The following is a 20,943-nucleotide window of genomic DNA, read 5'->3' as shown; positions in this document are numbered from 1 at the left end:
CAGGGTCTCGGTCAGCCGCGCAGGTCGACGACGGTGAGGCCGGTGACCGCTGCGATGTGCTCGAAGTCGGAGTCACGATGGGCGACGGCGATGTCGACGCGCAAGGCGATGGCAGCGATGAGGCAATCGTTGATCGACCGGATCGGGCGCCCGTCGGAACGGCAGGCGTGGAAGACGTCAACCGCACCGCGATGGTCGAGCGCGGGCTTCAGGCGCGCCCAGCTCTGGCTGAGGAGCAGCCGCTCGAGGCGAGCCGTCGACGCCCCATGACGAGCCCCGGCCAGCAGCTCCATGAGCACGGGCTCGGTGGTGAACAGGTCGCTGCCGAGACGCTCCCGCACATATCGGGTGGAGGGCGAGTCGGTGCCGCGCAGGTACTCGACCCACACGGAGGTGTCGACGAGCGTCACACCGGCTCCACCGGGTCGCCCCTCAGCTGATCGAGGTCGCCCTCCCAGCCGCTGCCCTCCATCGCCAGCATCTCCTCGCGGGTCATGACCGGCCCCACGAGACGTCGCAGGGCGAAGTCGACCGCCTCACGCTTGGTCGCCAGACCGTAGCGACGCATGGCCTCGGCGATGAGGTCGTCGTCGATCTCGATGTTGGTGCGACCCATACACCAAGGATACACCTCGATCATCTGCGGTCCCTGACCAGCCGCCGGACCTCGACCTCGTAGCGGCTGGCCGCCCCGGCCGGGGTGCGGAAGAAGCGGCGCCGCAGGCTCCCTTCGACCCGGACGCGATCACCGTCGGCCAGCCGCCGCGCCGCCCGACGCGTGCCGGCGGTCCAGCAGGCCAGGTCGATCGTGTCGACCGGCTCGCCCTCTCCCCGCGCGACGACGACCCGCCACGTCACCAGCTCGTCCCCGCTCGGCAGCTCGCGGATGCTCGCCTCACCACTCAGCCGCCCGGTCAGCGCGACCTCGTTGGTCTCCTCGATCGCCTCGGTCGTCGACCCGCTCATGGCACTCCCCTCGTCGTGTGTCCGTCCACCGTGGCCCAGCGAGCGGCCGACCGAGGTGTCGCACCCGGACCTGTGGACGGGCACAGACGTGCGTCGTCGTGTGGGGACGAGCGCAGGTCACGAAGGGATGACGACGACAACCACTCGGCGCGCCCAGACGTCTGACGAGGCATGGAGATCACACGCCGTACCGTCCTCGGCGCGGGGGCCGCGCTCCCCCTCGTCACCGCTCAGGGAGCGTCGGCCGGACCGAGCCCCGGTGACTGGGCAGACCTGAATGCGGCCCTCCGCGGGAGCGTGTCCCTGCCGGGCACCTCCGACTACCGCAGCCGCGCCCCGCTCTTCGACCCGCACTGGGACTTCCGGCGTCCAGCCGCCGTGGCCCGGGTGCTGTCCACCCGCGACGTCGCCACCTGCGTGGGCTTCGCCCGAGACCACGGGCTGCGGGTCACCGGTCGCTCCGGGGGGCACTCCTACGTCGGTGCCTCGGCCACGACCGGCGCCCTCGTCGTCGACACCCGCAGCCTGCGGTCGGTCGACCTCACACCGGACCGGACCCAGACGACCGTCGGGGCGGGCGCCGGCCTCTACTCCGTCCACGAGGCCCTTGCCGCACAAGGGCGCTCGATCCCCACCGGCACCTGCCCCACGGTCGGCACCGCCGGGCTCACCCTGGCGGGGGGGACTCGGCGTCGACAGCCGGCGCTACGGCCTGACCGCGGACCGCCTCGTCCGTGCCACCGTCGTCGACGGCCGCGGTCGGATCCGCACCGTCGACGCCTCCCACGACGCGGACCTCTACTGGGCGCTGCGCGGCGGCGGCTCCGGCGCGGCCCTCGTCACGTCCTTCACCTACCGGACCATCCCGGCGACATCGATGGGCTTCTTCTCGCTGAGCTTCCCCGCGTCGTCGGCCGCCACCGTGGTGCGCCGGTGGGCGGAGTGGGTCGCCGAGCAGCCGAGCGACACCTGGGCCAATGCACACGTCGACACCGCCGGGTCGTCGCTGTCCGTGCGGGTCTTCGGCGTCTGCCCCGCCGGACGGCAGGACTCCCGGGCGCTCTCCCTTCGCCGCGCCATCGGCATCACCCCCACCCGCACGAGTACGACGTCACGTGCCCACCTCGACGCCATCCGCTACCTCGGCGGCGGGTCGACGACGCCCCGCACCCGCTTCGTCGCCGGCTCCGACATCGTGCGGGTCATGACGAGCGGCACGGCTGAGGTCGTCGTCTCCGCCATGCGCTCGGCAGCCTCTCGGGGCCTGGCCGCCTCGGCGATCCTCGACCCGCTCGACGGCGCAGTGGGCTCACCGTGGGCGACGGCCACGCCCTTCCCGTGGCGCAACCACACCGCCAGCGTCCAGTGGTACGTCGGCCTGCCCACGAGCGCCACGTCGACCCACTACAGCCGCGCCCGCTCGTGGATCGCCCACGCCCACGACCTCATGGGAACACGCAGCTCGGGTGGCTACCTGGGCTATCTCGAGGCCGGCCGGCCCCAGCGGGAGTACCTCTCCGGCAACGCGACCCGGCACACGCAGGTCCGGGCCACCTACGACCCGGACGGCACGATCCTCTGACGCCCGATTTCGTCGTGGCGCTCTCCGCAGGTACTCTGCGACCGGCGAAGGGGAGTATCCCGGCACGCCACGATCGTCACTACGGAGCCTCGGCTCCCGGTCGTGGAGGCGCGCACAGCGCGGGAGAGACGTTCGCGGAGTTGTCCGCCGTCCCCAACCCCGAAGGGTTCTTCCGTGTCCGCATACCAGATCTTCGAGATCGCTTCGCTGACGGTGCTCAGCGCGATCCTGATCCTCGACCTGCTCCTGGTCATCAAGCGTCCCCACGTGCCGTCGATGAAGGAGTCGAGCGCTTGGGTCGCCGTCTACGTCTCCCTCGCCCTGGTCTTCGCCGGCGTGCTCTTCGCCATGGGCGACACCCAACGCTCCGGCGAGTTCCTCACCGGTTGGCTGCTGGAGTACTCGCTCTCGATCGACAACCTCTTCGTCTTCATCATCCTGCTGGGCAGCTTCGCGGTGCCGCACGCGCTCCAGCAGCGGGTGCTGATGATCGGCATCCTCATCGCCATCGTCCTGCGAGGCATCTTCATCCTCGTCGGCGTGCAGGTCATCGAGTCCTTCGCCTGGGTCTTCTACCTCTTCGGCGCCTACCTCGTGTACGTCGCCTGGAAGCAGGCCTTCGGCCACGACGACGAAGGGGGCGCCCCCGACAACCTCGCCATCCGCACCCTCAAGCGCCGCCTGAACTTCACCGACGAGTGGCACGGGGCCAAGGCCGTCGTGCGCAAGGACGGGGTGCGCTTCTTCACCCCCTTCGTCCTGGTGATCCTTGCGCTGGGCACCGTCGACCTCGTCTTCGCCATCGACTCGATCCCGGCGATCTTCTCGGTGACCACCGACCCCTTCCTCGTCTTCGCGTGCAACATCTTCGCGCTCATGGGTCTGCGCCAGCTGTACTTCCTCCTCGGCGGGCTGCTCGAGCGCCTCGTCTACCTCCACTACGGCATCGCCGCGATCCTGGGGTTCATCGGCGTCAAGCTCGTCCTGCACGCCATGGAGGCCAACGAGGTGAGCTGGATCAACGGCGGCGAGCCGATCACGTGGGTGCCGCACATCGAGACCTGGCACTCGCTCGTGGTCATCCTCGTGTCGATGGTCGTGGCCGTGGTCGCATCGCTGTGGCGGATGCGCTCGCTCGACCGGGCGGACGTCCGCGACGACGACCACGAGAAGGTCGACGTCTGAGCGTCGCGGCTGATCTCCCGCACCGGTGGCCCCCGGTGCGGGAGACTGCCGCTGTGACCCCTGCCAACCACCGCAAGAGCCCCCGCGCGAGCGACACCCCGCCCGTCGACACCGCCCCCGCCACGGGCCACCGCTGGCCGGCCGGGGCGGTGGTCACCGGGGCCGGGCGCGGTCTCGGCCGCCAGATCGCCACCATGCTCGTCGAGCGCGGCCACCACGTGCTCGTCACCGACGTCGACGACACTGCAGCGCAGCAGGCAGCGAGCGAGCTCGGCGAGCGGGCCACGGCCCTCGCCCTCGACGTGCGTGACGACGCGGCCGTGCGGGGCGCGCGCGACCGGATCATCGCCATCGCCGGTCGCCTGGACGTTTGGGTCAACAATGCCGGCGTGCTCTTCACCGGGCCCGCGTGGGAGCACGACGCACGGCAGCGCCGTCTGATGCTCGAGGTCAACGCGATCGGGACGATGAACGGCACCCTGGCCGCCATCGAGTCGATGCGGGCCAGCGGTGGCGGACAGGTCATCAACATCGCCTCGCTCGCCGGCCTGACCGCGGTGCCCGGCGAGGGGGTCTACGCCGCCTCGAAGCACGCGGTCATGGGGTTCAGCCTGAGCACCATGGCCGACCTGCGCGCAGCGAAGGTCAAGGACGTGCACATCTCGTGCATCTGCCCCGACGGCATCTGGACCCCGATGCTCCACGACCGGCTCGACGACCCCGGTGCCGCGCTCTCCTTCTCCGGCAAGCTCCTCCAGCCCCACGAGGTGGTGACCGCGGTGGGCAAGGTCCTCGACGAGCCGCGGCTCGTCACCGCCCTACCCGGGTGGCGAGGGGCCGTGGTCCGGTTCGGCGACCTCTTCCCGGCGCTCGGGCTGGCCCTGACCCCCTTCGTCGTCCGGCAGGGCGAGCGGACCCAGCGTCGGCTGCGCAAGCAGCAGCAGGGCCGCCGGCGGCTCGGCCGGCGCTGAGCCCGTCGGTGTCGGGGCGGAGCGTGACGCCCGATCACTTCGCCTTGGCGGCTGCCTTGGCGAGGTCGGGGGTGACCTCCTCGACGGCCAGGGCGATCTTCGACAGGCGGTCGAAGACCTTGTCGTCGCGCGCCGCGCGGACGTTGAGGATGAGGTCAGGCTCGATCTGCTCGATCTGCTCGTAGTTGGACGTCGTGCCTCACCTCCTCGCTCCCAGCGCCACCGGCCGGCGCTGAAGATGAGGCGGTCCTAACTCTCGTGACCCACGTAGGCCGCAAGGTGCGTTGCGGTGAGGGTCTCCCCCTTCGCCACGAGATCCGCAGGCGTGCCCTCGAAGACGACCCGGCCACCGTCGTGACCGGCACCGGGCCCGAGGTCGATGATCCAGTCGGCGTGCGCCATGACGGCCTGGTGGTGCTCGATGACGATGACCGACTTGCCGGAGTCGACGAGGCGGTCGAGCAGGGCGAGCAGGTTGTCGACGTCGGCGAGGTGGAGGCCGGTCGTCGGCTCGTCGAGGACGTAGACCTCGCCCTTGTCCCCCATGTGCACGGCGAGCTTGAGGCGCTGACGTTCGCCGCCGGACAGCGCCGTGAGCGGCTGGCCGAGGGTGAGATAGCCCAGACCCACGTCGACGAGACGGGTGAGGATCTTGTGCGCGGCCGGCAGGGCGGCCGGGCCCTCCTTGGCGAAGAAGGCCTCCGCCTCGCTCATCGACATCTCGAGGACGTCGGCGATGTTCTTGCCGGCGAGCTCGTACTCGAGCACCGCCTCCTGGAAGCGGCGCCCCTCGCAGTCCTCGCACGGTGACTCGACCGTGGCCATGACCCCGAGCTCGGTGAAGATCACGCCTGCGCCGTTGCACGTCGGGCAGGCGCCCTCGGAGTTGGAGCTGAAAAGCGCCGGCTTGACGCCGTTGGCCTTGGCGAAGGCCTTGCGCACCGGCTCGAGCAGCCCGGTGTAGGTCGCGGGGTTGCTCCGCCGCGAGCCCTTGATCGCCGACTGGTCGACGACGACCTCGTCGCGGTGGTCGAGACCGGAGTGGATCAGCGAGCTCTTGCCCGACCCGGCGACGCCCGTCACCGCGACGAGGACCCCGGTCGGGATGTCGACGTCGACGTCCCGAAGGTTGTGCGTGCTGGCACCCCGGATCGCGAGCGCCCCTGTGGCGGAGCGGACCTCGTCCTTGAGCGAGACCCGGTGGTCGAGGTGGCGCCCGGTGAGGGTGTCGCTGGCCCGCAGCTCCTCGACGCTCCCCTCGAAGACGATCTCTCCCCCCTTCGACCCCGCCATGGGGCCGAGGTCGACGGCATGGTCGGCGATGGCGATCGTCTCCGGCTTGTGCTCGACGACGAGCACGGTGTTGCCCTTGTCGCGCAGGCGCAGGAGCAGATCGTTCATCCGGTCGATGTCGTGCGGGTGGAGCCCGATCGTCGGCTCGTCGAAGACATAGGTGACGTCGGTGAGCGAGGACCCGAGGTGACGGATCATCTTCGCCCGCTGCGCCTCTCCCCCGGACAGGGTGCCGGCGGGACGGTCGAGGGAGAGGTAGCCCAGACCGATCTCGGTGAAGGAGTCGAGCAGGTGCTGCAGGCCGGCGAGCAGCGGCTCGAAGCCGGGCTCGTCGAGCTCACGCACCCAGGCCGCCAGGTCGTTGATCTGCATCGAGCACAGGTCGGCGATGCTCTTGCCGTTGATCTTCGACGCACGCGCCTCCGGCGTCAGGCGGGTGCCCTCGCACTCGGGGCAGGTCTGGAAGGTCACCGCCCGCTCGACGAAGCGGCGCACGTGCGGCTGCATCGCCTCCGGATCCTTGGAGAGCATCGACTTCTGGATCTTGGGGATGATCCCCTCGAAGGTGAGGTTGACGCCCTCGACCTTGATCTTCGTCGGCTCGCTCCACAGCATCGTCTCGAGCTGCTTCTTGGTGAAGTCCTTGATGGGCTTGTCCATCGGCAGGCCCATGCCGGCGAAGAGTCGGCCGTACCAGCCGTCCATCGAGTAGCCGGGGACGGTCAGCGCGCCGTCCTCGAGCGTCTTGGTGTCGTCGTAGAGGGCGGTGAGGTCGATGTCGCTCACCTGGCCCATGCCCTCGCAGCGCGGGCACATGCCGCCGAGGTACACCTGCTGCTTGACCGTCTTGCGCTCGGTGCGGGTGCCCTTGTCCGTCGTCATCGACCCGCTCGCCTTGCGCGTGGGGACGTTGAAGGAGAAGGCCGTCGGCGGGCCGACGTGGGGCTGGCCGAGGCGCGAGTAGAGGATGCGCAGCATGGCGTTGGCGTCGGTCGCCGTGCCGACGGTCGAGCGCGGGTTGGCCCCCATGCGCTCCTGGTCGACGATGATCGCCGTCGTCAGCCCCTCGAGGTGGTCGACGTCGGGCCGCGCCAACGAGGGCATGAAGCCCTGGAGGAAGGCGCTGTAGGTCTCGTCGATGAGCCGTCGCGACTCGGAGGCGATCGTCCCGAAGACGAGCGAGCTCTTGCCGGAGCCCGAGACGCCGGTGAAGACCGTCAGGCGCCGCTTGGGCAGGTCGACGCTCACGTCCTTGAGGTTGTTCTCCCTCGCTCCCTGCACCCGGATGAGGTCGTGGCGGTCGGCGGCGTGCGGCATGCGAGCTCCAGACGAAGGGGGTGGGTGGGCCACCTGTGATCCAACCAGATCGCCCGACGACGTCGTCGAAATCCGGTGGCGGCCCGCGACCTCACCCTGCTGTGCTGGTGCGATGACGAGCAGCGACGTGTGGACCGCCGAGCAGGCGCAGCGCTACGACGACCCGGCGGGTACCGGCATGTCCGCGCCGGCGGTGCTGGATCCCGTGGTGGACGCGCTCGCCGCACTCGCGGGTGGAGGGCCCGTGCTCGAGCTCGCGATCGGCACCGGTCGTGTCGCGGTCCCGCTGCTGGCGAAGGGGGTCCCGGTCACCGGGATCGAGCTGTCCGCCCCGATGGTCGACGTGCTGCGGACGAAGGTCTCTGCGGAGGACCTGCCGGTGGTCGTCGGTGACATGGCGACGGTGCGCGCCGACGGGGAGTTCACCCTGGTCTTCCTCGTCTTCAACACCATCGGCAACCTGCGGACGCAGGACGAGCAGGTCGAGTGCTTCCGCAACGCCGCACGTCACCTCTCCCCCGGAGGCCGGTTCGTCGTGGAGGTCGGCGTCCCTCCCCTGCGTCGGCTCGTCCCGGGCCAGGTGGCGGTCCCCTTCGACGTGTCCGACGGCCACGTCGGGTTCGACACCTTCGACCCGGTGACCCAGCAGGCAACCTCGCACCACCTGACCCAGCGGCCCGACGGCGGCTACCGCCGGGGCACCCACAACTACCGCTACGTCTGGCCCAGCGAGCTCGACCTCATGGCCCGCCTCGCTGGGCTCGAGCTCGAGAGCCGCCACGAGGACTGGAGCGGGACCCCCTTCGGCCCCGACAGCGAGTCCCATGTCAGCGTGTGGCGCCGCCCATGATGAGGTGGGCAGCATGTCCGGGCCGTCCTCGCTGGACCCCTCGTGCCGCACACGGGAGCAACGACCCCCACTCCTGAGCGTCAGACCTCGGCGAGGGCGACCTCGACGAGGTGGGCGGCGGTGCGCTCGCCGGCGGCGATGGCCCGCTCCTGGTCGCCGCGGAGCATGCCGGTGATGGCCCCGAGGTAGGCGACGACGACCTCGTCGGCCAGCCGCACCCCGCGCTCCCCCGGCACCACCTGGGCGGCGAGCGACTCGATCCGCTCGTGGAGGAGGGTGTCCTCGGCCGTGAGCATCTCGGCCACCGCCGGCGCCGGGTTACCCGTCGCGGCGGCCGTCCCACTGAAGGCGCACCACCGCTCGTCGAGGCGTTCGCGCTGGTAGGTCCGCAGCGCCGGGAAGATCGCGAGCAGCCGGTCGGTCGGCGTCTCGGCGGCGGCGACCGCGGCGTCCCAGACCTCGGTCCACTCCCCCAGCCGACGCTCGAGGGCCGCGGCGATGAGCCCGTCCTTGTTGCCGAAGTTGGCGTAGAGCGTGGCGGGAGAGGCACCGGCGCGACGCAGGATGACGTCGACGGGCGTCAGCACGACGCCCTCGACGAACATCAACTCGTCGGCTGCGGTGAGCAGCCGCTCCCGCGCCGGACGACGGCGCTCCGTGGTGGCCATGCCGCCAGCCTAAACGTAACGCGCGTTTCACATGGAACTGAAACGTACGTTACGGTCGGTGCCGACCCACGCCACCGACAGGGAGCCACCGATGACGACCTTGCACATCAACGGGCACTGGCGGACCGCCGCGTCCGGAGAGACCCGTGAGATCACCTGCCCCGCCGACGGATCCGTCGTCGCGACGGTCGACGAAGGGGGTGCCGCCGACGCCCTCGAGGCCGTCCGCGCCGCCCGGGAGGCCTTTGACTCCGGCCCTTGGCCGAGCACGCCGGCGCCCGAGCGCGCCGCCCTCCTGCACCGCCTCGCCGACCGACTCGAGAGCGAGCTCGAGGAGGTCGCCCGCCTCGAGGCCCTCGACACCGGCAAGCGCATGGTCGAGACCCGGATCGACATGCAGGACATCGTCGCGGTCTTCCGGCACTTCGCCGGCCTGGCCCAGGCCGAGGCCGGCCGGGTCGTCGACCCCGGCATGCCCGACGTCTCCTCAAGGGTCGTGAGCGAGCCCGTCGGTGTCTGCTCCCTCATCACCCCGTGGAACTTCCCGCTGCTGCAGACGGCGTGGAAGGTCGCTCCGGCTCTGGCCGCGGGCAACACCTTCGTCCTCAAGCCGAGCGAGCTGACGCCCCAGACCTCGATCTGGCTCGTGCGCACCCTCGCCGAGCTCGGTCTGCCCGACGGCGTCGCCAACCTCGTGCTCGGGCCCGGCGCCACCGTGGGCGCCGCGATGACCGAGGCCCCCGAGGTCGACCTCGTCTCCTTCACCGGCGGCCTGCACACCGGCCGCACGATCATGGCCGCGGCCGCCCCGACGGTGAAGAAGATCGCCCTCGAGCTCGGCGGCAAGAACCCCAACGTCATCTTCGCCGACGCCGACCTCGACGCCGCGATCGACAACGCGCTCACCGCGATCTTCCTCGACTCCGGCCAGGTCTGCTCCGCGGGCTCGCGCCTTGTCGTCGAGGAGTCGGTGCACGACGAGGTCGTCGACGAACTCGTCCGCCGCGCTCAGGCGATCCGCCTCGGCGGCCCCTTCGACGAGCGCGCCGAGACCGGCCCGCTCATCAGCGACGCCCACCGGGACAAGGTCGAGGCCTACGTCGCCGCGGGTCTGGCCGAGGGCGCGGTTCTGCGCTGCGGCGGCGAGCGCCCCGGTGGCGACCTCGCGGGTGGCAGCTACTACCCGCCGACGATCCTCGACGGCTGCACGAGCGAGATGACGTGCGTCCAGGACGAGTCCTTCGGGCCGGTCCTCACCGTCGAGACCTTCTCCGGCGAGACCCGCCAGGCGGCGGAGGACGCCGCGGTCGCGATCGCCAACGACACGATCTACGGCCTGGCCGGCGCGGTGTGGACCCAGGACGCCGGGCGCGCCGAGCGCGTCGCCCGCCGACTGCGCCACGGGACCATCTGGATCAACGACTTCCACCCCTACGTCCCAGCGGCGGAGTGGGGCGGCATGAAGCAGTCCGGCATCGGGCGCGAGCTCGGCCTGGCCGGCCTGCACGAGTACCAGGAGACCAAGCACATCTGGCACAACACCCGCCCGGCGCGCGCCGGGTGGTTCGACGACGCCACGACCGAGGGAGAGGACGCATGAGAGATCGCTACGACTACGTCATCGTCGGAGGTGGGTCCGCCGGATCCGCCCTCGCCAACCGCCTGAGCGCCGACGAGGGGACGAGCGTCCTCGTCCTCGAGGCCGGCCGCGCAGACTTCCTCGCCGACCCGCTGATCCACATGCCCGCCGCGCTGATGTTCCCCTCGGGCAACCCGCTCTACGACTGGGCCTACGAGACCGAGCCCGAGCCGCACATGGGCGGCCGCCGGGTCCCGCACGCCCGCGGCAAGGTGCTCGGCGGCAGCTCGAGCATCAACGGCATGATCTTCCAGCGCGGCAACCCCGGTGACTTCGACACCTGGGCCTCCTTCGACGGGATGGAGGCGTGGGACTACGCCCACTGCCTGCCCTACTTCAAGCGCATGGAGACGACGATCGCCGGCGCCGACGCGTGGCGCGGCGGAGCCGGCCCGCTCAAGCTCGAGCGCGGCCCGGCGGACTCGCCCCTCTTCCAGGCCTTCTTCGAGGCGACGACCCAGGCCGGCTTCGCCCGGACCGACGACGTCAACGGCTACCGCCAGGAGGGCTTCGCCCCCTTCGACCGCAATGTCTACAAGGGCAGCCGGATGTCGGCGTCACGCTCCTACCTGCGGCCGGTCCGTGATCGCAAGAACCTCGACGTCACGACGCTGGCCATGGTCACCGGGTTGCGCTGGCAGGGCACCCGCGTCACCGGCGTGGACTTCGTGCGCGGCGGCCGCAGCCGGCACTCGGTCGACGCCGGCGAGGTCATCCTGTGCGGTGGCGCCTTCAACTCACCGCAGCTGCTCCAGCTCTCCGGTGTCGGCAACCCCGACGTGCTCGGCGCCGCGGGTGTGCAGACCCGCGTCGAGCTGCCCGGCGTCGGCGAGAACCTGCAGGACCACCTCGAGGTCTACCTGCAGCACACGAGCTTGCAGCCGGTGTCCATCTCGCCGTGGCTGAAGAAGTGGAAGGCGCCCTACATCGGCGCCGAGTGGCTCTTCCTCAACCGCGGCGTCGGCGCCTCCAACCACTTCGAGGGCGGCGGCTTCATCCGCACCAACGACGAGGTCGCCTACCCCAACCTCATGTTCCACTTCCTGCCGATCGCCGTGCGCTACGACGGCACGGCTGCCGAGGGCAAGCACGGCTACCAGGTGCACATCGGGCCGATGAACTCCGACGTGCGCGGCCACGTCCACATCAAGAACGCCGACCCGCGGACCAAGCCGGCCATCCTCTTCAACTACCTGTCGACCGAGCGTGACCGCCGCGAGTGGGTCGAGGTCGTGCGCGCCGCGCGGCACATCCTCTCGCAGCCGGCCTTCGCCCCCTTCGACGGTGGCGAGATCTCGCCCGGGCCCGACGTGCAGACCGACCAGGAGATCATCGACTGGGTCGCCAAGGACGCCGAGACGGCGCTGCACCCGTCGTGCTCGGCCAAGATGGGCACCGACGAGATGGCGGTCGTCGACCCCGGCTCGATGCGGGTTCACGGGACGCAGGGGCTGCGCGTCGTCGACGCCTCCGTCTTCCCGACCATCACCAACGGCAACATCTACGCCCCCGTGATGATGGTCGCGGAAAAGGCGGCCGACCTCATCGCCGGCAACACGCCACTCGCGGCGGAGCACCCGCCGGTCTACCGCGCCAAGCAGGGCATGCCCCTCTACCCGCAGGGCGACCCGCGCAACGACGCCTGGGATGCGCGCACCGAGATCCCCAGCGCCCTGGCGGCAGTGCGTGATGCCCAGCCGAAGGGGGAGGCCCGATGAGCACGGTCATCGACCCCGAGCTGACACGGGACCGGGTGACGCAACCCCAAGCCAAGAAGTCGGTCCTCGTCGTCTCCGTCGTCGCGACGGTCGTCGTCGCCGCCTGGGCCCTCATCGCCCCGAGCAACGCCGAGGCCACCCTCGGCAGCGTCGTGGGATGGATCTCCAACTGGTTCGGCTGGTTCTACATCCTGCTGGCCACCGCGATCCTCGTCTTCGTCGTCTACGTCGGCATGCGCTACCGCCGGATCCGACTGGGCGACGACGACGACCGTCCCGAGTACTCGACCTTCGCGTGGGCCTCGATGCTCTTCGCGGCCGGCATCGGCACCGACGTGATGTTCTTCGCCGTGGCCGAGCCCGCGAGCCAGTACCTCGCTCCCCCGCAGGGTCAGGGCGAGACCGTCGACGCGGCCCGCGAGGCCACGGTGTGGACGCTCTTCCACTACGGCATCACCGGCTGGGGCATGTACGCGCTCATGGGTGTGGCGCTGGGCTACTTCGCCCACCGCAAGAAGCGGCCCCTCGCCGTGCGCTCTGCGCTCTACCCCCTCGTCGGCAAGCGGGTGCGCGGACCCATCGGCGACGCCGTCGACATCGCGACCGTGCTCGGGACGATCTTCGGCGTCGCGACCTCGCTCGGCATCGGCGTCGTCATGCTCAACGTCGGCCTCGGCGTGATGTTCGACGTGCCGCAGGGCATCCCCGCCCAGATCGGTCTCGTCGGCCTCGCCGTCGTCACCGCGACCGTGTCGGCGACCACCGGCGTCGACCGCGGCATCCGGCTGCTCAGCCAGCTCAACGTCCTGCTCGCGATCCTGCTCGCGCTGTGGATCCTCGTCACCGGCGAGACCGCCTTCCTGCTGCGCGCCATCACGATGAACGTCGGCGACTTCGTCTCGATGTTCCCCGGGATGACCCTGGACACGATGGCCTACGACCACCCGACCGAGTGGATGTCGCTGTGGACCCTCTTCTTCTGGGCCTGGTGGATCGCCTGGGCCTCCTTCGTCGGGATGTTCCTCGCGCGCATCTCCAAGGGCCGCACGATCGGGCAGTTCATGCTCGGCACGCTGACGATCCCCTTCAGCTACATCGTCATGTGGGTCTCGATCTTCGGCAACAGCGCGGTCAAGCAGATCGCCGACGGCGACGCGGCCTTCGGCGAGATGGCGGTGAACCAGCCGGAGCAGGGCTTCTACGCCCTCCTCCAGCAGTACCCCGGGGCGCTCTTCCTCGTCGGTCTGTCGACCTTCGTCGGGCTGCTCTTCTACGTCACCTCCGCCGACTCCGGCGCCCTCGTCATGGCCAACCTCAGTTCGGAGCTGCCGGACAGCGAGACCGACGCCCGCCCGTGGCTGCGGATCCTGTGGGCCGGTACCACTGGCGTGCTGACGATCGCCATGCTCGTCGTCGGCGGCATCGTGGCGCTGCAGTACGCGACGATCGTCATGGGACTGCCCTTCGCGATCGTCATGGTCCTGGTGATGATCGGCCTGCACCGGGCGCTCGAGGCCGAGCGCACCCAGACGACGGCCGCCCGCCTCTCGCTCGCCTCGCACCTCGTCGGTCGCGAGGGGGCGCACCAGGGGTCGTGGCGTCGCCGGGTCGCCAACACCTTCGGCACCGTGAGCCTCAAGCGCGCCAACCAGCGCCTGGCGAGCGTCGTCGTCCCGGCCCTGCAGGAGGTCGCCGACGCGATGACCGACGAAGGGAGGACCGCCACCGTCGAGGTGCACGACGGTGGCCCCGACCGGCCGGGGTCCGCCCGGCTCGTCGTCGGCGAGGGGGCCGCTCCCTTCGTCTGGTCCGTGCAGGTGCGCCAGGTGGCGGCGCCCAGCTTCGGCGCCCGGATGATCGAGGCCGACGACCGCACGGCGCGTCTCGAAGTCGCCCTGCCGACCGGTGGTGGCTACGACGTCTTCGCCTACGACCGCGAGGAGGTCTGCCACGACGTGCTCGACCACCTCGAGCGTTGGTCCGCCGCGGGGGTCCTCGCCGACCAGGTCTAGACGGACCCGCTCGCCACGAGAGGGCCGCGACACCACCCGGTGTCGCGGCCCTCTCGTCTGCCCGATTGCGTTACATAGGCTCCCTATGTAACGTGACGGGACGTGCCCGACGACTCCATCGACCAGACCGCGAGCGACCTCGTCACCTACGCCGCCCGTCTCGTCCGCGCCTCCCGCCAGCACATCCACCACACCCCGCCCGCCGGGATCCGGGTGCTCTCGCTCGTCGACGAGCACGGGCCCACCGGCATCGGACGACTGGCTGAGCTCGACCGCACCTCGCAGCCGACGATGTCCGGAGCCGTCGCGACACTCGTCGAGCGGGGCTGGGTGACCAAGGAGCCCGACCCGGCCGATGCCCGCGCCACGAGGGTCACCCTCACCGCCCCCGGACGCCGCGCGCTCGCCGTCGTCCGCGAGCGCAGCGCCGCCACCGTCTCCCGGGTCATCCGGGAGCACCCCACCCTGACCCCCGAGGACCTCGCGACCGCCGTCACGGTGCTGCGCGAGGTCATGGAGGCCAGCTCGTCCCAGCAGGAAGGTCAGCAGTGACAACCCCAGCAGCACCCGCCGAGGCCACCCCGTCGATGTGGCGGCAGCCACGCGCCGTGTGGGCCGTCGCCTTCGCGTGCGTCATCGCGTTCATGGGCATCGGCCTCGTCGACCCGATCCTCAAGCCGATCGCCGACGAGCTGGGCGCATCGCCCAGCGAGACCTCGCTGCTCTTCACGAGCTACATGGCGATCATGGGCGTCGCGATGCTCGTCGCCGGCTTCATCTCCTCGCGCATCGGCGCCAAGCGCACCCTCATCACCGGGCTGGCGCTCATCATCGTCTTCTCCGCGCTCGCCGGCATGTCCGACAGCATCGGCGCCATCGTCGGCTTCCGTGCCGGCTGGGGTCTGGGCAATGCGCTCTTCGTCGCGACCGCGCTGTCGACGATCGTCGTCGCCTCGGCCGGCAGCGTCGGCCAGGCGGTGATCTTCTTCGAGGCCGCGCTCGGCCTGGGCATCGCCGTCGGCCCGATCGTCGGCGGCCAGCTCGGCTCGATCTCGTGGCGGGCGCCCTTCTTCGGCGTCGCGGTCCTCATGGTCGTCGCCGTGGTCGTCACGTCCGTCCTCCTGCCGGCCACTCCCCCGTCCGGCGCCAAGACCTCGCTCGCGGCACCACTCAAGGCCCTGCGCCACCCGGGCCTGCTCACCGTGGCGCTCACCGCGCTCTTCTACAACATGGGCTTCTTCACCCTGCTGGCCTTCACCCCCTTCCCGCTCGACATGAGCGCCTCGCAGGTCGGCTGGGTCTTCTTCGGCTGGGGGCTGCTGCTCGCGATCACGTCGGTCAAGACCGCCCCGTGGCTCCAGCGGCGCTTCGGCACGATCCCCTCCATCACCGGGGCCCTGACGCTCTTCGCCCTCGACCTGGCGATGATGGCGCTCCTCAACGACTCCAGGGCCGCGCTCGTCGTCGGGGTCGTCCTCGCCGGCGCCTTCCTCGGGGTCAACAACACCCTCATCACCGAGGCCGTCATGGGCTCGGCGCCGGTCGAGCGCCCGGTCGCCTCGTCGGCCTACTCCTTCGTCCGCTTCTCCGGAGGTGCCGTGGCCCCGTGGGCGGCCGGCCGGCTGGGCGAGGAGGTCAGCCTCAGCGCCCCCTTCTGGATGGGCACCGTCGCCGTGCTCGTGGGCGTCGCGATCTTCACCTACGGCTCGCGCTTCCTGCGGGGCGAGGAGGCCCCGGCCACGCACAGCGACGCCGAGGGCGAGGCGGTGCTCGTCGGCGGCGCCGACTGAGGGGCCCTTCGAGACGGTCGCTGCGCGACCTCCTCAGGGACCGGGGAGGGCGTCCTACCGCAGGTCGAGGAACATCACGTGCAGTCCGACGGGACCGTGCTCCGGGTGGTCGAAGGCCCCGGCACGGTACCGATGACGTCGAAGCCCAGGGAGCGCCACAGCCCCACCGCGCGCTCATTGGTCTCCACGACGGCGTTGAACTGGATCCCGGAGTAGCCCTCGTCGCGGGACCACCCGATGACGTGCTCGCCGAGCGCCCGGCCCACGCCCCTGACGCCGACATCCGGGTCGACCATGAAGGACCCGGTCGCGATGTGCGACCCGCGACCCGGGCGGTTGGGGCCCATCTTGGCCGAGCCGGTCACACGGCCACCGACCTCTGCGACGACCGTGCGGCCGGGGGCCGGCTCCATCCACAGGCCGCGCGCCTCGTCCGACGACAGGTCGAGCGGGTAGGCGTAGGTCCTGCCCTCGGCCACGATGCGCGACCAGAAGGGGAAGATCTGCTCCCAGTCGTCGTCGGTCGCGGGTCGGATGGTCAGGTCGTGGCTCGTCACGTCGACAGCATCGCAGGCCCGGTCGTGGCAGGCTGCTCCGGTATCGCAACGACGCGACCGCAGGAGGTTCGACGCATGACCCAGCCCGCACTCCCTTCGTACTCGTCCGGCACCTCGGACACGCCCCTGCTCGGGGACACGATCGGCGACAACCTCGCCAGGACCGTGGCGCGGCACGGTGACCGCGAGGCCCTCGTGGACGTCCCGAGCGAGCGGCGCTGGACCTACCGGAAGCTGCTCGCCGACGTCGACGCCCTCGCCAAGGGCCTGCTGGCGCAGGGCGTCTCCGCCGGCGACCGGATCGGGATCTGGGCGCCCAACTGCGCCGAGTGGACACTGCTCCAGTACGCCACGGCGCGCGTCGGCGCGATCCTCGTCAACATCAACCCTGCCTACCGGGCCCACGAGCTGACCTACGTGGCGCGGCAGTCCGGCCTGCGGATGCTCGTGAGCGCCCAGCAGCACAAGACCTCCGACTACCGCGCCATGGTCGAGGAGGTGCGCGGCGAGCTGCCCGACCTGCGCGACGTGGTCTACATCGGCGACCCGTCGTGGGAGGAGCTCGTGGCCAGCGGGGCCGAGGTCCCCGACGAGGCCATCACCGAGCGTGGCGCGACCCTCACCCCCGACGACCCGATCAACATCCAGTACACCTCGGGCACGACCGGCTTCCCCAAGGGCGCGACGCTCAGCCACCACAACATCCTCAACAACGGCTACTTCGTCGGCGAGCTGATCCGCTACACCGAGGCCGACCGGATCTGCATCCCGGTGCCCTTCTACCACTGCTTCGGCATGGTCATGGGCAACCTCGCGGCGACTTCGCACGGCGCCTGCATGGTCATCCCCGCGCCGTCCTTCGAGCCGGCGGCCACGCTCCAGGCCGTCATCGATGAGCGGTGCACCTCCCTCTACGGCGTCCCCACGATGTTCATCGCCGAGCTCGGGCTCGCGGACTTCGCCGACTACGACCTGTCGAGCCTGCGCACCGGGATCATGGCCGGGTCGACCTGCCCCGTCGAGGTGATGAAGCGGGTCGTGGCCGAGATGAACATGGCCGAGGTGGCGATCAGCTACGGCATGACCGAGACCTCCCCGGTCTCGACGATGACCCGCGTCGACGACGACCTGGCCCGCCGCACCGAGACGGTGGGTCGGTCCATGCCGCACATCGAGTCCAAGGTGGTTGACCCGGTGACCGGCGTGACCCTCCCGCGCGGCGAGACCGGCGAGCTGTGCACCCGCGGCTACAGCGTCATGCTCGGCTACTGGGAGCAGCCGGACAAGACCGCCGAAGCCATCGACGCCGCCCGGTGGATGCACACCGGCGACCTCGCGACGATGGACGAGCACGGCTACGTCGAGATCGTCGGGCGGATCAAGGACCTCGTCATCCGCGGCGGCGAGAACGTCTACCCCCGCGAGGTCGAGGAGTTCCTCTACACGCACCCTTCCATCGCCGACGTGCAGGTCATCGGCGTGCCCGACGAGCGCTACGGCGAGGAGCTCATGGCCTGGGTCGTGCTCAGGGAGGGCGCCGAGTCCCTCACGGTCGACGAGGTGCGCGAGTTCGCCACCGGCAAGCTCGCGCACTACAAGATCCCGCGCTACGTGCACGTCACCGATGCCTTCCCCATGACCGTGACCGGCAAGGTGCGCAAGGTCGAGATGCGCGAGCAGGCGCGCCATCTCCTGCAGGACTGACCGACGACGAAGGGTGGCACCCCGGTCACCGGGGTACCACCCCTTCGAGACGGCGCTGGCGCGCCTCCTCAGGGCACCGCCTTCGTCATGGGTCGGGAGATCAGGCCTGCTGGTCACCCGACGAGGTGGGTCCCGACTGCGCCTCGGCCTTGGCCGAGAGCTTGTCGAGCGTGCGGGCCGCCGCGTCGCGACCACCGAGGCCGAAGGCCAGGGCCGCGGCCGCGGCGCCACCGACGACGAGCGCACCGAAGCCGAGCTCGATGATCGAGTCGGCGATGCCCATGTACTTCAGGCCCATTGCGACGAAGAGCACGATCGTCGCGTACTTGACGATCGTCGCGCCGACGCCGGTGAGCAGCTTCGCCAGGAGGTTGGCGATGAAGAGACCGGCCGCGATGATCGCCGCCCCGAAGATCACCTTGCCGCCGAGGCCGAGGACCTCGCTGAGGAAGGTCGTGATCTGCGGGAAGTCGAGCAGCTGGGCCGCCATGACCGCGAAGAAGAGCACGATCGCGATCTGGACGATCTTGGCGACGACCGGCGCGACCTTGGTCTCGGCCGGCAGGACGTCGAGCTCGGCGATCTGGCGGTCGAGGCCGACGCCGTCGAGGACCTGCTCGACGATGTCACCGGCGAAGCGGGCGATGAAGATGCCCAGGGCCAGCATGATGCCGGCGGCGATGATCACGGGGACGGCGTCGAAGATCGACTGGAGCATCTGCTCGGCCGGACGGGAGATCGACTCGATACCCAGGATCTGCAGCGAGGCGATGGTCACGACGATCATGATCAGCGCGTAGACGACCGTGGCCAGGGTGCGCGGGATCGACGCCGCGGGCCCCTGCCCACCGGACTGCTGGAACTGCTGGGTCTGCTGCTGCGGCGGAGCCGGCTGCCCCGGCGGCGGGGGCGGCGGGCCGGCCGGCGAGACCTGCGGCGCGCCGGGGAGCGAGCTCGTCGTCGAACCGGCCTTCTTCAGCCAGCGGTCGAAGGGCAGCGCGGAGAGCGCGGTCTGCACCAGCTGACGCACGACCTTGGCCAGCAACGCACCGACGAAGAAGACGACGCCGGCACCTATGAGGTTGGGCAGGAAACCCAGGACCCCGTCGGCCATGCCCTGGATCGGCGTGAGCACCTGGCTCAGACCGAGGACCTGCAGGATGGCGACGAGGCCGAGCATCCACACGACGAGCGACCCGATGGAGCCGAGGGTCGTGCCGACGGAGGCGCCGTCGGCACCCGCCCGCTGCAGCGCCGGGATCTTGCTGGAGAGCTTGGTGAAGAGCGACTTGACGATCATCGCGACGAGCCATGTGATGACGAGGATCGCCACGGCGGCCAGCGCCTTGCCGAGCAGCCCTGGCCAATCGACCCCGTCGAAGAAGCCGGAATCCATGATGTCCTCCCAGTTTGTCGAGACATTCAGGTGTATTGCCCTTCGACCGTACTAACCATCCGCCGTCGGTGCCGGATGAGAGACCTGACGATGCCGGATGGTTAGGTGAACCCCATGCGCTGCTCACACCACGAGGCCGGTGAGTGCCGCTCGTGCACCCTCATGGGCCTCCCTTACGAGCGGCAGGTCGTCGACCTCGAGCGCGAGATGCGCGAGCTCCTCACGGACGCCGTCCCCCCGGACGTGTGGCGGGCCCCCTTCGTCGGGCCGGAGTCGGCCTTCCGCAACAAGGCGAAGCTCGTCGTCGCCGGGACCCGCGACGCACCGACCTTCGGCATCCTCGATGCCGCCCAGCGGGGCGTCTCCCTGCCCGAGTGCGGGCTCTACGAGCCGCACCTCGCGGCTGCACTGGACCGGCTCGTGCCCGCCGTCGCCGAGCTGGGCCTGACCCCCTTCGACGTGCCGGGTCGCCAGGGCGAGCTGAAGCACCTCATCGTGACCGGCTCGCCCGACGGCGAGCTCATGGCGCGCTTTGTGCTGCGCTCACCCGGGCAGATCGGCCGGATCCGGCGAGGTCTGGAGGCGCTGCGCGCGGCGGCACCGGGCCTGCGGGTCGTCTCGGTCAACCTCCAGCCGGAGCACAAGGCGGTGCTCGAGGGCGAGCAGGAGATCGTCCTCACCGAGAAGGAGACCCTGCCGATGCGGTTGGACGACATCGTCTTCCACCTGCGGCCGCGCAGCTTCTTCCAGACCAACACCGTGGTCGCCGCCGGGCTGTACCGCCAGGCCCGGGCGTGGGTCGACGAGATCGCGCCACGCAGCGTCCTCGACCTCTACTGCGGGGTCGGCGGCTTCGCCCTCAACGCCGCGATGGCGAAGGGGGCGGACGCACGCCGTGTCGAGGGGGTCGAGGTGGCGCCCGACGCGGTCGCGAGCGCCCGCCGCTCGGCGACCGAGCTCGGCGTCGCCGCCGACTTCCGGGTCGGCGACGCCCGGGTGCTGGCGGAGGTCGACCACGAGCTCGTCGTCGTCAACCCGCCCCGTCGCGGGATCGGCCCCCAGCTGTGCGCCGCGATCGAGGCCGCCGCACCACGGCACGTGGTCTACTCCAGCTGCAACGCCCGCAGCCTGGCGCACGATCTCGCCGCGCTCCCGGGTCACCGGGTGGTCGAGGCGCGGCTGTTCGACATGTTTCCCCAGACCCGGCACCACGAGGTCATCGTGCTGCTGGAGCGGCGCTGATCCCGTCGGTCCGGACGACCCGGGCCGCTCCGTCCCGAGGTCGGCGAAGACTT

General features: G+C 70.6%; 19 protein-coding genes. 12 read left to right on the top strand and 7 right to left on the bottom strand.

Features of this window, described 5'->3' with window-relative positions:
* Positions 1-11: 11 nt before the first annotated feature.
* Genes H7A72_RS07860 through H7A72_RS07850 form a run of 3 tightly spaced genes read right to left on the bottom strand, consistent with a single transcriptional unit; the run spans position 12 to position 966 of the window.
* Positions 12-410 (bottom strand): PIN domain nuclease, encoded by a 399-nt coding sequence (locus H7A72_RS07860; RefSeq protein WP_072624583.1) that lies wholly within the window; start codon positions 408-410, stop codon positions 12-14.
* Positions 407-616, bottom strand: coding sequence for a type II toxin-antitoxin system VapB family antitoxin (locus H7A72_RS07855; protein WP_185222190.1), 210 nt, complete (start codon positions 614-616; stop codon positions 407-409). The genes H7A72_RS07860 and H7A72_RS07855 overlap by 4 nt, the downstream gene beginning before the upstream one ends.
* A 20-nt stretch (positions 617-636) precedes the next feature.
* Positions 637-966, bottom strand: coding sequence for a single-stranded DNA-binding protein (locus tag H7A72_RS07850; RefSeq protein WP_084451932.1), 330 nt, complete (start codon positions 964-966; stop codon positions 637-639).
* Between the two features lie 171 nt (positions 967-1,137).
* Between H7A72_RS07850 and H7A72_RS17145 the strand changes: the two genes are divergently transcribed.
* The 4 genes from H7A72_RS17145 (at position 1,138) to H7A72_RS07830 (ending at position 4,704) form a co-directional block, all read left to right on the top strand.
* Positions 1,138-2,190 carry an FAD-dependent oxidoreductase gene (locus tag H7A72_RS17145; protein ID WP_185222189.1) on the top strand — a complete coding sequence of 351 codons (1,053 nt, stop codon included), beginning with the start codon at positions 1,138-1,140 and terminating at the stop codon, positions 2,188-2,190.
* Complete coding sequence (locus H7A72_RS17140; protein WP_185222188.1) at positions 2,171-2,548, top strand: hypothetical protein; 378 nt, start codon at positions 2,171-2,173, stop codon at positions 2,546-2,548. Before H7A72_RS17145 ends, H7A72_RS17140 begins: the two co-directional genes overlap by 20 nt.
* A 174-nt stretch (positions 2,549-2,722) precedes the next feature.
* Positions 2,723-3,733 (top strand): TerC/Alx family metal homeostasis membrane protein, encoded by a 1,011-nt coding sequence (locus H7A72_RS07835; RefSeq protein ID WP_185222187.1) that lies wholly within the window; start codon positions 2,723-2,725, stop codon positions 3,731-3,733.
* Positions 3,734-3,786: 53 nt separating this feature from the next.
* Positions 3,787-4,704, top strand: a complete 918-nt coding sequence (locus H7A72_RS07830) for an SDR family oxidoreductase (protein WP_223277852.1) — start codon at positions 3,787-3,789, stop codon at positions 4,702-4,704.
* A 249-nt stretch (positions 4,705-4,953) separates the two neighbouring features.
* Here the strand turns inward: H7A72_RS07830 and H7A72_RS07825 are convergent, their stop codons facing one another.
* A complete protein-coding gene (locus H7A72_RS07825; RefSeq protein ID WP_185222186.1) occupies positions 4,954-7,314 on the bottom strand; it encodes an excinuclease ABC subunit UvrA in 2,361 nt (786 codons plus the stop codon).
* Between the two features lie 112 nt (positions 7,315-7,426).
* Between H7A72_RS07825 and H7A72_RS07820 the strand changes: the two genes are divergently transcribed.
* Positions 7,427-8,164, top strand: coding sequence for a class I SAM-dependent methyltransferase (locus H7A72_RS07820; protein WP_185222185.1), 738 nt, complete (start codon positions 7,427-7,429; stop codon positions 8,162-8,164).
* Between the two features lie 80 nt (positions 8,165-8,244).
* Here the strand turns inward: H7A72_RS07820 and H7A72_RS07815 are convergent, their stop codons facing one another.
* A complete protein-coding gene (locus H7A72_RS07815; RefSeq protein ID WP_185222184.1) occupies positions 8,245-8,832 on the bottom strand; it encodes a TetR/AcrR family transcriptional regulator in 588 nt (195 codons plus the stop codon).
* A gap of 91 nt (positions 8,833-8,923) precedes the next feature.
* Between H7A72_RS07815 and H7A72_RS07810 the strand changes: the two genes are divergently transcribed.
* The 5 genes from H7A72_RS07810 (at position 8,924) to H7A72_RS07790 (ending at position 15,991) form a co-directional block, all read left to right on the top strand.
* Positions 8,924-10,432 (top strand): aldehyde dehydrogenase family protein, encoded by a 1,509-nt coding sequence (locus tag H7A72_RS07810; protein ID WP_185222183.1) that lies wholly within the window; start codon positions 8,924-8,926, stop codon positions 10,430-10,432.
* Positions 10,429-12,189 (top strand): choline dehydrogenase, encoded by a 1,761-nt coding sequence (betA, locus tag H7A72_RS07805; RefSeq protein ID WP_185222182.1) that lies wholly within the window; start codon positions 10,429-10,431, stop codon positions 12,187-12,189. The genes H7A72_RS07810 and betA overlap by 4 nt, the downstream gene beginning before the upstream one ends.
* Complete coding sequence (gene betT / locus H7A72_RS07800) at positions 12,186-14,201, top strand: choline BCCT transporter BetT (protein ID WP_185222181.1); 2,016 nt, start codon at positions 12,186-12,188, stop codon at positions 14,199-14,201. The genes betA and betT overlap by 4 nt, the downstream gene beginning before the upstream one ends.
* A 102-nt stretch (positions 14,202-14,303) precedes the next feature.
* Positions 14,304-14,753, top strand: a complete 450-nt coding sequence (locus H7A72_RS07795; RefSeq protein WP_084451914.1) for a MarR family winged helix-turn-helix transcriptional regulator — start codon at positions 14,304-14,306, stop codon at positions 14,751-14,753.
* 35 nt (positions 14,754-14,788) lie between these two features.
* Entirely contained in the window at positions 14,789-15,991 is a 1,203-nt protein-coding gene (locus H7A72_RS07790; protein WP_143445585.1) for an MFS transporter, read from the top strand.
* Between the two features lie 74 nt (positions 15,992-16,065).
* Here the strand turns inward: H7A72_RS07790 and H7A72_RS07785 are convergent, their stop codons facing one another.
* Complete coding sequence (locus tag H7A72_RS07785) at positions 16,066-16,548, bottom strand: N-acetyltransferase family protein (protein ID WP_370543568.1); 483 nt, start codon at positions 16,546-16,548, stop codon at positions 16,066-16,068.
* A gap of 75 nt (positions 16,549-16,623) precedes the next feature.
* Between H7A72_RS07785 and H7A72_RS07780 the strand changes: the two genes are divergently transcribed.
* Entirely contained in the window at positions 16,624-18,252 is a 1,629-nt protein-coding gene (locus H7A72_RS07780; RefSeq protein WP_185222180.1) for an AMP-binding protein, read from the top strand.
* A 100-nt stretch (positions 18,253-18,352) separates the two neighbouring features.
* Here the strand turns inward: H7A72_RS07780 and H7A72_RS07775 are convergent, their stop codons facing one another.
* Entirely contained in the window at positions 18,353-19,648 is a 1,296-nt protein-coding gene (locus H7A72_RS07775; RefSeq protein WP_185222179.1) for a mechanosensitive ion channel, read from the bottom strand.
* 114 nt (positions 19,649-19,762) lie between these two features.
* Between H7A72_RS07775 and H7A72_RS07770 the strand changes: the two genes are divergently transcribed.
* The gene (locus H7A72_RS07770; RefSeq protein ID WP_185222331.1) at positions 19,763-20,890 is read left to right on the top strand and encodes a methyltransferase domain-containing protein; all 1,128 of its coding nucleotides are present in this window, start codon (positions 19,763-19,765) and stop codon (positions 20,888-20,890) included.
* The last annotated feature ends 53 nt before the right edge of the window (positions 20,891-20,943 follow it).

The sequence above is a fragment of the Janibacter sp. YB324 genome, assembly GCF_014217915.1.
Classification (GTDB): domain Bacteria; phylum Actinomycetota; class Actinomycetes; order Actinomycetales; family Dermatophilaceae; genus Janibacter; species Janibacter indicus.
This window is presented reverse-complemented; position numbering and strand designations above follow the sequence as displayed.

Bases quoted from the DNA above. Each gene is read 5' to 3' on its own strand.
- H7A72_RS07855 (WP_185222190.1), bottom strand. From the start codon at position 616: ATGGGTCGCACCAACATCGAGATCGACGACGACCTCATCGCCGAGGCC.
- H7A72_RS07850 (WP_084451932.1), bottom strand. From the start codon at position 966: ATGAGCGGGTCGACGACCGAGGCGATCGAGGAGACCAACGAGGTCGCG.
- H7A72_RS17145 (WP_185222189.1), top strand. From the start codon at position 1,138: ATGGAGATCACACGCCGTACCGTCCTCGGCGCGGGGGCCGCGCTCCCC.
- H7A72_RS17140 (WP_185222188.1), top strand. From the start codon at position 2,171: ATGACGAGCGGCACGGCTGAGGTCGTCGTCTCCGCCATGCGCTCGGCA.
- H7A72_RS07825 (WP_185222186.1), bottom strand. From the start codon at position 7,314: ATGCCGCACGCCGCCGACCGCCACGACCTCATCCGGGTGCAGGGAGCG.
- H7A72_RS07820 (WP_185222185.1), top strand. From the start codon at position 7,427: ATGACGAGCAGCGACGTGTGGACCGCCGAGCAGGCGCAGCGCTACGAC.
- H7A72_RS07815 (WP_185222184.1), bottom strand. From the start codon at position 8,832: ATGGCCACCACGGAGCGCCGTCGTCCGGCGCGGGAGCGGCTGCTCACC.
- H7A72_RS07810 (WP_185222183.1), top strand. From the start codon at position 8,924: ATGACGACCTTGCACATCAACGGGCACTGGCGGACCGCCGCGTCCGGA.
- betA (WP_185222182.1), top strand. From the start codon at position 10,429: ATGAGAGATCGCTACGACTACGTCATCGTCGGAGGTGGGTCCGCCGGA.
- betT (WP_185222181.1), top strand. From the start codon at position 12,186: ATGAGCACGGTCATCGACCCCGAGCTGACACGGGACCGGGTGACGCAA.
- H7A72_RS07790 (WP_143445585.1), top strand. From the start codon at position 14,789: ATGTGGCGGCAGCCACGCGCCGTGTGGGCCGTCGCCTTCGCGTGCGTC.
- H7A72_RS07780 (WP_185222180.1), top strand. From the start codon at position 16,624: ATGACCCAGCCCGCACTCCCTTCGTACTCGTCCGGCACCTCGGACACG.
- H7A72_RS07775 (WP_185222179.1), bottom strand. From the start codon at position 19,648: ATGGATTCCGGCTTCTTCGACGGGGTCGATTGGCCAGGGCTGCTCGGC.
- H7A72_RS07770 (WP_185222331.1), top strand. From the start codon at position 19,763: ATGCGCTGCTCACACCACGAGGCCGGTGAGTGCCGCTCGTGCACCCTC.